General features: G+C 37.8%; 9 protein-coding genes. 4 read left to right on the top strand and 5 right to left on the bottom strand.

Going from position 1 to position 11,995, the window contains the following annotated elements; translation table 11 throughout:
• Positions 1-2: 2 nt before the first annotated feature.
• The 4 genes from A4R26_RS19915 to A4R26_RS19930 all read right to left on the bottom strand — a co-directional run bounded on the left by A4R26_RS19915 (position 3) and on the right by A4R26_RS19930 (position 4,367).
• Positions 3-2,459 carry an ATP-binding protein gene (locus A4R26_RS19915; RefSeq protein ID WP_081167184.1) on the bottom strand — a complete coding sequence of 819 codons (2,457 nt, stop codon included), beginning with the start codon at positions 2,457-2,459 and terminating at the stop codon, positions 3-5.
• Positions 2,459-3,781, bottom strand: coding sequence for a hypothetical protein (locus A4R26_RS19920; RefSeq protein WP_081167187.1), 1,323 nt, complete (start codon positions 3,779-3,781; stop codon positions 2,459-2,461). Before A4R26_RS19920 ends, A4R26_RS19915 begins: the two co-directional genes overlap by 1 nt.
• Positions 3,778-3,993 carry a helix-turn-helix transcriptional regulator gene (locus A4R26_RS19925; RefSeq protein ID WP_081167190.1) on the bottom strand — a complete coding sequence of 72 codons (216 nt, stop codon included), beginning with the start codon at positions 3,991-3,993 and terminating at the stop codon, positions 3,778-3,780. The genes A4R26_RS19920 and A4R26_RS19925 overlap by 4 nt, the downstream gene beginning before the upstream one ends.
• Positions 3,994-4,124: 131 nt before the next feature.
• Entirely contained in the window at positions 4,125-4,367 is a 243-nt protein-coding gene (locus A4R26_RS19930) for a helix-turn-helix domain-containing protein (RefSeq protein WP_081167195.1), read from the bottom strand.
• A gap of 339 nt (positions 4,368-4,706) precedes the next feature.
• Here A4R26_RS19930 and A4R26_RS19935 point away from each other — a divergent pair, with 339 nt between their 5' ends.
• From A4R26_RS19935 to A4R26_RS19950, 4 genes are all read left to right on the top strand, one after another.
• Positions 4,707-5,060 carry a hypothetical protein gene (locus A4R26_RS19935; protein ID WP_081167198.1) on the top strand — a complete coding sequence of 118 codons (354 nt, stop codon included), beginning with the start codon at positions 4,707-4,709 and terminating at the stop codon, positions 5,058-5,060.
• Positions 5,061-5,064: 4 nt separating this feature from the next.
• Positions 5,065-5,634 (top strand): hypothetical protein, encoded by a 570-nt coding sequence (locus A4R26_RS19940; protein WP_081167202.1) that lies wholly within the window; start codon positions 5,065-5,067, stop codon positions 5,632-5,634.
• Between the two features lie 840 nt (positions 5,635-6,474).
• Complete coding sequence (locus A4R26_RS19945; RefSeq protein WP_081167206.1) at positions 6,475-8,019, top strand: recombinase family protein; 1,545 nt, start codon at positions 6,475-6,477, stop codon at positions 8,017-8,019.
• 222 nt (positions 8,020-8,241) lie between these two features.
• Positions 8,242-10,521, top strand: coding sequence for an nSTAND3 domain-containing NTPase (locus tag A4R26_RS19950; RefSeq protein WP_081167231.1), 2,280 nt, complete (start codon positions 8,242-8,244; stop codon positions 10,519-10,521).
• Positions 10,522-11,326: 805 nt separating this feature from the next.
• Here the strand turns inward: A4R26_RS19950 and A4R26_RS35065 are convergent.
• Positions 11,327-11,995 (bottom strand): nucleotidyltransferase family protein (locus A4R26_RS35065; RefSeq protein ID WP_165760344.1); only part of this gene is annotated, 669 nt, incomplete at its 5' end.

The following is an 11,995-nucleotide window of genomic DNA, read 5'->3' on the forward strand; positions in this document are numbered from 1 at the left end:
TTCTATTGAATGATGTTAGAAAGATTGATTGCGAATATGTACCTCCTCTTGTGTTCATTTAACGACGGTTCCAATGTGATTAAGCAACCCGATGAATCGAGTAGTTGTTGTATTATAAACAAGCCAAGTCCTCTACCTTCTTCTTTGGGCTTGGTAGTTACAAAGGGCTCAAAAATTTCATTTTGGATAGCAGGTGCTATTCCGTAACCATTGTCATAAAAATATAGCCATGGGTTATCAATTTTAATAACAATGGAAGGACTAAATTTAGGTTCACTTTTTCTTTTCTCTTTGAGCCAGTATTCGGAGTTATTTATAAGATTGTCGATAATTTGAACAAGCTTTCCTCTATTTATGGTAATAGTATAATCTTTACTAACGATAAGTTTAAATTCAATAGAGTTCTTGTCAAGCCTATTCTTATAGTATTCTTTTTCTTCTTTAAAAAAGACAGAAAGTTTTATCGGTGTTTTCTTTTCTTTGTTATATTTTAATGCCGGATCCAGATGTTTTAGCTGAACTTTTAAGCCATTAACTGTACTGTTTATGTATTCCAGTAAAACATAAATATCCGAGTCCGTCATTTTTTTGTTGCGAACTTTATTGGAATACAAACTAGACTTCTCTGCTAATCTATCTGCAATGGAAGCAAACTCATGGCTTACGGATTCGGCTGTTAATCCTAAGCTTGCTAGTTCTGAAAAATTATCAAGCTGTTCTTCAAGGACATGTATTTTAGGCTCAAGTACATTAATAACCTCGGTAAGTTTTTCTGCCCGTGTTATAACTTTTTCCAGTTTTGTTAATGTATTTTGTATGGCGAGTAACTCTTTTAGTATATTTTCTACTTTACTTACCGTTTGCTTTTCCAAATCAGTAGAAAATAGAGGGTTGCTTTTTACAGCTTTGATAATTTTATTTGAATCAGAAATGGCTTTGCTGACCGTAGATACTGCTTCCTTAAACTCTTCTTTGACTTCATCCGTTTTAGTTTGAGTATCTTTTAGTTGATCAAATGCTTGTTTTACTGTCTTAATGCCACTATTTACTGTCTTATACTCTTTTAGAAATTCATTATATGACCTTCTAATACTCTCAAGGTAACGATTAATTTCATCTCTTATAAAGTATGAAATAGTGAAGAAGTTTCTTGAATATGGATTCGAAACTAAACCTTCTCTATCCGTTTTGTCTTGAAGTTTATCGTTTTCTCCTTCATCAATCGAAAAATAGCCAATTACATTAGCAGGTCTAAGTGTATAGTATGACCCTCCGCTTGTTTGTGATTCTCTTAACCTTAGCCAATCATCTCCATTTATTCCAAAGGGTTTTACTGCGAATCCGTTTCTAAATAGTTTTATTCCTACTTGACTTTGAGCAAAATCTCTATAGTTGGACATTTTGCCGAATATTTCTCTTAGATTCTCGTCGTTTGATAGCCAATTATCGTACGTAAACTCATCGATTACTCCGTAGAAAGGTCCTGGGTTTGCCCTCTCTCCTTTAAATATTTCCAACCCTCCAATATCTTTATTGAAATCAAACTTTCTTTCAAAATGAATAAAAAAACTGTTTGAGCTTATATGTATATCCTTATGTTTCTTTTTTAAGAAGCTATAAAATTTCCGGCCATTATCATTCTCAAGAAAAGTTTTAAAATCATCTCTATTATTGCCAATAAACTTAGCTAATTTGGTTTTTCCTTTTAATACTAATGTTAAACTATCAAAATTAAATTCAAAGCGCGAGATTGCTAAATCCCTCAATTCTTCATTTGACTTGTCTAAATCAACGGCTATTTCATTTATTTTTATATACACATCAAAGGGGCGATTTTCTTTATAGGGGGAAATTATTTGGGAAACTTGGCCTTTGAATTTTTCTAGATTATCTCCCTCCCAAACTTCTGCATGGTTTAAATTTGTTAGGACTAAAGTTGTACCGTGTTTTCTTTTCGGTTTATAGGATGTTGCTTTTACGGTTACTTTACCTAATGACTCTTCTTTCTCGAAGTCTTTCCAGTTGAAGGCAATATGAGTTCCTTGCAATGTTTTCTCATTGGTGAATATTTCGCAGAAGTCTGCTAGCCTTTGAGTACTTAATCTGCCGAGACCTTTATCGCCAAGCGGGGTTCGTCCATTCGGTGTTGTCTTTTTTGCTTCTTTTAACTGGCGCTTTTGGGAATAGGAAATAATTAGCCAAGATTTCATGATGGTATCTTCGCTCATGCCAAATCCATCGTCTTCGACAACTATAAAGCCTTTATGTTTAGGAAAATAAAGTTGGCCTTTAAGGTATTGTCCAGTGGTATTGATTTCAATTGAGACATAGGATGCATCCGCATCATAAGAATTTTTTATTAATTCTAAAAGTGCTGTAATTTCATCTGAAACTAGTTGCTCACCTAATTGTTTTACAATGTGTGGTGTTATATCAAAATGATATTGCTTGTTGGCCATTAACTCGATTTCTTGAATATTAGAATTTTCTCCTTGCTCATAGTATTTGAAATATTGTTTTTCCCTGGCATTCTTTTACTTAGTATGTCTCTTTCAAGATCGGTGAAAAGACTTATGCCATTTGAATCCATCAATTCACTTAGAATTATATCGTTTTTTACTTCTTTTTTGTTGACGTTTCTATTGCCAATTGTCCAGACCATATATGAGTCTTTGCTTAGTTTTGGTAGCATGTTATTTATGCTTGAATCCAAATCATAAATAAATCTGGTAATTTTATCTGCACGCCTTCTTTCTACACCTTCAAATTGGTTAATAAATTTTTTTAATGTTTTCGATTTGTTATAAACAATTTCATCCATCTCTTTCTGTGATTTGTTCGTTGTCCCGCCTAGGCTCTCAGTATCAATTGCTAAAGTTGAACGTAAATAATCAAACGTTATACTTTCGTCAATATCTTCTAAAGGTATCCACTGTAATGGGAGATACGAGAATTGACCATAAGTGACAGTTGATTGATTGTCACCGTACGGTGGTGAGGTAATTAAAAGGTTAAATGTCCTTTTTGTTTTAATTTCTTTCTTTGTGTCTGCCCAAGCTATCTCCAGAGATTTAGAATACTTCCCATTTTTGATAAAACCATTTTGCTTTAGTACCTCGCAGAAGGTTGTCAAACTTTTAATGCTTCTTTTTGATATTGTTTCAAAGCTTTTGATACATGCGATCTTCCGTTTGCGAATCTCTTCCAAGGGTCTCATGTGTAGCTTAAAAGTAGATGTTCGATCGTTGCTGTTTAATCTAATCACCTCGGCGAGAGTTGTCCAGAAAAATTTACGTATATTGACTTCTTTCTCTTTAAGAATTGCTCTATAAATTTTTGAAAGGTCAGTCTGAGCTTCTTTTGTAAACCATTTGTCAATGTTTGGAAATTTAACCTCAGTTTTTTTTGACCTGTCTCCCTTTATTACATTCAAAATTCTTTCCTCTGCATTTTCAAGTTCTTCTGCTGAATAGTAGTGCGTTTTAACTTGGCTAATTAAAAGTGACAATGGATTTATATCTTGCCCAAATATGTTTAACCCATATTTCATTCCTGTAACCAGTGTATTAGAGGCTCCCATGAACGGATCTATCAATCCTATATCGCCTTTGAGTGCTTGGGATAGGCGTTGAATTATTGGTTCTTGCACAGATGGAACCATCATAGCTGGATAGTTGATAATACTTCGTGCAAAGTCATCCCTACTATAATTTTTACCATTCAGAGTTTCTGACCCTATGGAGCCAAGGGACTTGATAATTTTTATATCAGATTGTTTCACCTTTTATTAGTTGTTGAGTTGATAAGGTCTTTTACATCAACAGCAAGTTTTTCTGCAATTTTAACAAGAGTTTCAAGTGATGGCTGCATTTCATTACTACACCATCTTGAAATTGTTGTGGGATTCTTTTTTAATTTCTCCGCCAACCATTTATTTGTAATTCCCTTTTCGGCTAATACAACTCGAATTCTGTTGATTTCGTTTTTCGCCATGATATTAGCGTAATTCGCAAATTTGTTTACAAATTAAGATAAATTAGATTAGTTTTCAACTAATTTAATAATATGACTAAGCGGCGGCTTTCGTTTTAGAGGTCTTAGAAATGGGAGAGCAGACATCACATTCACAACGCCTTCTCCGGCCAAAAATCCCGTGGCGAACAGCCAAGCAACTTTGCTAGCTCATTTAGGTGTAAGGTTTTATACTTCGCCCGGAAATTCGGGCTCTCTACCTGGCCTATATATGCAGCTGATATATTCAGGTGCGCAGCCAGGTCTTCCTGGGATAATCCTTTCTTTGTGCGGATCTCCTTTACCTTGTTTATTATAAACCAGTCTACCTTATTTTTCTGTATCTCCTTTGCCATGTATCCATGCAAGTAAGGGAAAGAATATTTTTATCATCCTAATACATGTATTAGTGTTTTTCTTTAACTTTATAGTGCTTACGAGCCTGCTGAACGAACCTGACAATTCGCGAAACACAGGATGGTAAGTGAAGTGCCCAGTCCTTATATTTACTATAGGGTTGGGCTCACTTTGTCCTTTGTGTTTCGGCTACCCGATGGGTAGTGGGCTTTGTCAGGGCCCGTTCGGCAAAGGGTAGGTGGGCTCCAACCCTATAATCTTTGGCCCCATTTTTAATCCGTTCCGGCTCACCTTCCCTTGCAGGCTCATTTACCTTTTGTAACCTAAAACTTTTACATATGGTAGAGCCAATAAACGAATCCGCTTGCAAAGTCAATTTCATTGGCAAAACGGCTAACCTTCACCCCGAATGGTATAACACGCCGCTCCGGTTAAACGAGCAGGAAAAGAGCGACCCGCTTTCAGTTCTATATGAGTTTTTCCAAAGCTATCACCTGAACGATATAAGACAGATCTTATGGGGCTGGACTGTAACGGTCGTTTCCAGCAGCCCGAACTGCGTCTCAAATGACCCACGCGAACGCAATAACCACTTATTCTTTTATGAGAAAATTGAACAATTGATAGAAGCCTGCTGGATGATCCATTCCCAGGAAGGAATGCAGGTTCCATTTGCTAACCTTAAACCATAGCCTTATGAATGCTGTATGTGAACGGAAAGTACTTGATGTAGAACTGGTAAAGGCTGATCCTTTGGATACCATCGCCGGGGTTTTTGATAGCATCGATTTCGATTATTTCAGAGCGAATTGTAACCGCTGGTTCCATGCGGTTATTATCAATCAGAGTCATGTTTATGATGAGGAAGATCGCCGTACAGGTTTGCAAACCTTATTTGTTGACCTGGAACTGTTGTTGGAAGCTATTTATGTAATACACATAAATGCCAGCGGAGCAAATGTTACCAGGCGGCCTGTTAAATATGATAAAGTATACCTGTTAACGCACGAACAGGCTGACAATCCCAATGATGTCCTCTGTTCCTTTTTTAAAAAGTTTTCCATGCCTTATATCAGGCAGGAATTGAAAGATTGGTTGCAGGCCGGAATTGATATTGATGCATCTGATCCGGTTCAGTTAAAAGCGATAAAAGTGTTGCTTACTTTCAATGATCTTGAGTGTCTTCTGGAAGCGGCTTATCAGTATTGTAAGTATGGTATTTCGGGCATAGGTAAGAGGGCAAAAAACAGCCTGGCTATGCTTTAGGCAAGTAACCATTTTTATTCTTCCTTTTTCTTTCTTTTGGCCAGCCGTTAAAAGGAAGAATTGTGATACAAAGCTCGCCTCAATTTGTGATTATCTTTTTCGCTATTGGTGCTGCCATTCAGTCATCAACGGGAGGCAGGTAAAAATCTCGTGGTTGTCTCTATTTGCTACTGTTCAAAACTCCTTTCGATGTGCATTGGTTTGAATAAATGAAAGCCGATAGGCTTTGTCTCTGTAATAAACAAAAACGACTCCGGAGTTTTTGTCCGACTTAAACCTGTGTTGTGATACAACACTACATCTTGCCGATAGCAGCCTGCCTGGCTATCTTACTGCCGCGAATGGGCAGGTATTAAAAGGATGCCTTTATATGCAGTGGCCGAAATAGCTTCAGTAAACGGGCATTTGTCTTCGAAATTAAAAGCAGACATGTAGCCATAATCTTCGCTCGATGGCCCGGTTTCTCATGATGCTTTACAAACAAAAAAGCACTGAAGTAATGACAGACATTTTGAAAGAGAAACAATCTTAAATTTATAGTAGCACCATACGTATTTATCCAACTGTTTTGTGATACAAGTTTACACAGAAAAAGAAGAGTTTAAATTTCAAAAATTATAGCCCAAGTAACATCGTCGAGCACACTCTTTAAAAAGAGAACCACCCTTTCAATTTCTGAAGTGGTGAAATATCAATAAAGTACCGCAACCTTTTTAAATTTATAACTGCGAACGTTAGTCGTGTCAAAGTAATTTTAAAAGGGTATTGTGATGTGTGAAAATGAGGAGGAGTTATTGAAGTTAATTGCATCATTAATTGTTCAGGTAATTCTTAACGAAAATGAAGACAGCAATAGGGTATGTGCGGATCAGCAAAAAGGATCAATCGGTGTACTCCCTCGATGCACAGGAGAACCTGATCAGGGAGTATTGCCAAAGGAATAACGTTTCCATGTCTGCCATCTTTCGCGATGATGGCGAATGTTCCGACACATTCGACCGGCCCGATTACATCGCGCTGGAAAACTTCATCAAAGCTTGTAAAGGCCGGGTGAATTTCCTGGTCATCAAAGATCATGACCGGTTCAGCCGGAACCTGAGTGAAGCACTTGCTAAAATTGAACACCTGGAAAAGAAACATGGTGTTAAGGTGGTGGCTATCGATGAACCTATCAATATAGATACAACCGACCCTGGTATTTTTCTTGGCCGGGCCTTTAAATATCTAATGGCGAATCATGAGTTGTTGAACATTAGAAAAAGAACTGCCCAGGGTCTTCGTAATGCCATGGCTGCCGGCAGGGTGGTTAACAATGCGCCATTCGGCTATAATAATATAAGAGATAGTGAGGGTAGGCCCACCTTACAAATCAATGAATTGAAAGCGCCCGTTGTCCGGTTTATTTTCCAGCAATTCATCAACGGCATTTCGCCCTCGCTTATCTCGAAAGAAGCCCGCAAAATAGGATATACCATGTCTGGTAACAGCGCCATCATGCGGGTGCTTACAAACCCTATTTATGCAGCTTTGTTACGCCTGCCTGCCTATAATGGCGAGCCGGAAAAATTTGTAAAGGCTTTGCATGAACCAATAATAAGTGAAGCTGATTTCTGGATTGCCAACGACAAAATAAATAACCGGCCCAGGTACCGTACACGACCAAGGGAAGATTTTCCTTTACGCGGCATCGTTAAATGCGATTGTGGCTGGCATTTAACGGCCAGCTATAGCAAGGGTAAGAACAAATATTACATGTACTACAGCTGTCCAAAAGAAAGAAACAGGAATTATCGGGGTGAGAAAATGCACGAACTGATTGAAAAGGTGCTTATGGGTTTGAGTTTTACACCGCAACAACTTAATAAGATCAGTAAGTATGCCACTCAAAGCCTGGAACAGGAAACGAATGACAGAAAGTTGCTGCAGGAAGCGCAGGTGCAAAAGTTAAATGAGGTAATTATCAAAATAGAAAGATTGGAAGAGCGAATGATCAATGATGAAATAGAAATGGTCACCTACAAAAAATGGTTCGCCAAATTATCTGCGGAAAAGGGAGCGCTGGAAACAGCAATCGGTAATCTCGCTAAATCCCACACAAATCTTTTAGAGAAGCTACAACAGGCCATGCCGGTTTTAACGAATCTCAGAAATCTCTATTTGAAAATTTCACTGGCCGGTAAACAGGCTCTTTTAAAGAAAGTGTTCGAAGGTGGTCTCGTATATGACGGGCATACGCTTCGAACACCCCGCCTCCACGCCGCCCTGGCGCACAACTACAATAATATCAAAGAAAAAGGGCTGCTCTTGTTAGAACAGCCCTCTGTACATTTTCCTCTTTCGGAAGGTTGTACCCCTGTTGGGGCGGAGTACGAACCGGATTGTTGATTCGCTAAGAAATCTTTATGGGTTAAAAATGAAGTTATAAATTGAAATACAATTGCTTATGAGGGCAAATAGGATATTTTTAGATTAAGTTGGTTAGAATCTAAGGCATGCGACTAAAAATTTACAATTAGCCATCATAGGTATATCTTTCGATGCAAAAATCTTGTTTTCATTCAAAAAAATGGCAATATGTAGTTGAATTGCTTAGGTTTGAAGAATAATATGTCAGCAAGTATTAACTATAATCTCCACCAGCTAGGATGGCATAGCTTTCAACAGTTATGTCTGAGCATCACCAGGGATATATTAGGCCAGACAGTAGAATCTTTTCTTGATACAAATGATGCAGGAAAAGACGGTGCCTTTGCAGGTAAATGGAAGCCTACGGGAAAGGAAACAATAGAAGGAAAATTTGTTATTCAGTGCAAGTTCACCGCTAAATTTGAATCAAACCTAACGCTATCTGATTTAACAGACGAGCTTCCAAAAGTTGAGCGCTTAATTAAAGCTGGCAGGTGCGATTGCTATGTAATTTTAACAAATGCAGGAATATCAGGCCAGCAGGATGAAATTATAAAAGAGAAATTCAAGGCTCTGGGAGTTAAGCATACGCTCATTTTTGGATCAACATGGATTTGCCAACAAATTCATGAAAGCAAAAGTCTAAGAACTTCTGTCCCTCGCTTATATGGATTGGGAGATTTAAGCCAAATTTTGGATCAACGTGCATATGACCAGGCGAAAGAGCTATTAGCATCATTAAGAGATGAACTCGCAAAAATTGTCATTACTGATTCATATAATAAAGCATTAAAGGCGCTCAACAAACATAGCTTTGTTTTATTAATAGGAGAACCCGCTGCAGGAAAAACAACAATTGCCTCAATGTTAGCCATGTCCGCCCTGGATCAATGGGGAGCTTTTACAGTAAAGGTTGACAGGCCGGACGAAGTAGTCGCTCGATGGAACTCGATAAATCCTGCGCAGTTTTTTTGGATTGATGATGCTTTCGGTGTCACTCAATATGAGTCATCCCTGGTCAATTCATGGAATCATATCTTTCCGCAGGTTAAGGCAATGCTGAAACAAGGTGTCAAAATTGTTATGACATCAAGAGACTATATCTACAATAGAGCTAGAAACGATTTAAAAGAAGGAGCATTCCCTCTACTTCAAGAAGGCCAGGTAGTCATTGATGTACATAACCTCAGCCTGGAAGAAAAAAAGCAAATTCTATACAATCACTTAAAGTTGGGAAAACAAACGAAGAAATTTCTATCCGCAATTAAGCCCCATCTGGACTATGTTGCAAGCCATCCGCGTTTTATACCGGAAACGGCAAGAAGGCTTTCCGAACCAATATTTACCGAAGGTTTGATATTTCATGAATATACTCTGAACGAATATATAGATAAGCAAGAACGCTTTCTACAAGAAGTGATTAAGGGACTGGATATTGATAGTAAAGCTGCACTCGCTCTTATCTATATGAGAAATGGGCAGCTTGAAAGTCCTATAACGCTTACCGGTATTGAAAACCCGGCAATTGAGCGCTTAGGAAGTTCTGTTGCTGGCGTAATTCAGTCTTTGCTAGCTCTTAAAGGAGGCATGGTTCAACACGTCACCTTAAACGACAACTCATTTTGGCGATTTAAACACCCAACCATTGGCGATTCTTATGCGTCAATTTTAATAGAAAATCCTGAGTGGCTGGAAATTTATATCACTGGCACATCCACCGAAAAGTTAATCGATCAAATTACATGCGGCGATGTCGGTGTTCAACGAGCTGTAATTATCCCTCAAAATTATTATAAAGCCATTTTAGAAAGATTGAGCGATTTTAAAACAACGGATAAATATAAGACATCATTTTTTTCATCTTGGGGAGCAACGTCTGCACTTTACGGTTTTCTTGCCCGCCGCTGTTCTAAAGATTTTCTCAAAATTTATATAGCCGCAAATCCGGAGGTTTTAAAAGTTATTTCAGATCCGTCATTGTATTTTTCAGCGTCTTCAGAAGTAATTCTTGTTGTTCGCCTGCATGAACTAGATCTCCTTCCTGACGAAGAGCGCAAAAATTTTGTCAACCGCCTAACTCAATGTGCGATAGATGGCCGGGATATTTATGCGTTAAAAAATGATAATGTTCGGACTGTATTTAATGAGGATGAACTTCGTATTTTACAAGATAGAGTTTATACCGAACTAATTCCAAACCTGGATAAAATCAGAGATGACTTTGAATCAAGTTATAAAGAAAAAGACGATCCAGAGGATCATATGGATGATTATTTAGGAATGCTTAAGACGCTAGAGAAAGTTTATAATTTACCTGACGTTGATGATGTTGTATCAAGCGAACGAAAAAAAGCAGAAGATTGGATAGAGGAAAAATCTCAAGATGAGAATAGAGGTCTACCCAAACGTAATTTGAATAAAATTAAGTCAACTCCCGATTTTACTTCGACGAGAAGCATATTTGATGATGTAGATGAATAGTTCCACATTATCTGTCTTTTACATTAATAAAATTTAGCCGGACATTTACCTGCTTTATCCACCCTTAACAGACTCCCCCTTTCACCATGTTTTCTGAGTAGTCGGTTTATACCATCCCCGTGCACCGTCAAATGCTCGTATCCTTCGTCACCGGCTGCTAAGGCAGCCTCTCGGCTTTATTTGACCGGGGCACTCTGCTGGACGGTATCTACCTTTTCTCCATCAGTAACATTTTTTCAAAAAGGAGAATTTAAAATTTAAAACAACTAATAAGTCACGTTATGAGAGATTATTATCTAAAAAAATTGAGGAAGCTTGGCTCATAACCTGAAGGCCGCAGGTTCAAATCCTGCGCCGCAACCAATTTATCAAGCACTTAATTATTTAATATGAGAATTGAAAAATGGCGGTGCTATCTTGGTGCAAGCACATTGCACAACGGTATGACAATAAGGTATGCGAAGATGATATAAGGTGCTCAACTGGCTGATAAACTGATCAGCGAAGAGGATTTGGCAGACATGAATCCAGATGCCAGAAATGATGTCATCTCATGGGCTCGGATAATAAATTCAATGTAAGCCATAGTTCCCGGGGTCGCAGTTTGTGATACGTAATTTTGTGGCCCTGTTTTTTTCATAGTTCGATATACCCATCAGGGATACCAGCAAAAAAGCCTCGTAAACTTTCATTTACAAGGCTTTACACTTCGGTACGGGGTGTGGGATGTAGTTCGAACACCTGGTGAAGTTCATGAACAATATTCTACTAATAAAAAATAAGTTATATAGCTGGAATAATTATATTATGCGTTGTTGGTAGTAAAATTCTTAATAATAGAATTAGGCTGATAATTAAACTTATTTACCACCGACTTACATGCATATATAATATCAGCTTTATCACCATCGGGAATTTCGGTAAGGATATTATTTGTGTTTTCTATGCTACGAATACAGGCTGTATTAAGATTTTTCGCAATAAAATTGAACACCATAATCAATTTATCCGTCAGCGAACGCGGAATCATACCCTGGTTATATCGATAGGCGTCCAATACCAGGTTTTCCAAAAGATAGGAAGGCAAAGGTACCTTATTAATACGCTTCCATTCTTTCAATAATACCACAAGATTTTTTTGTGTATGGGTCAACCGCTGTTTGTTAAGCAGGTGGAAATTGGTTTTGGTATAAGTTGAATCTTGGGACCACCACGTCTCTTTGTTCACGCACAAGTAACCTTGGTTTCTAAGGCCTTTGGTTGCTTTGCAAGGAACAAGGTCGATCTTCAGTTCCTTTTTATTAACACGACAAATGATACCTACAGATCTTTTTTGTTTCCTAACTCCAACAATCCCGTGTTTACCTATTAGCGAATAAGCATAATCATATACAGTATCATACATATCAGTTGTAGAGTAGAAGCTATTATAAGCGAACATGAGAGCAATGTCAATATCAAATTTCTTTCGTAA

The sequence above is a fragment of the Niastella populi genome (assembly GCF_002078015.1).
GTDB lineage: Bacteria > Bacteroidota > Bacteroidia > Chitinophagales > Chitinophagaceae > Niastella > Niastella populi.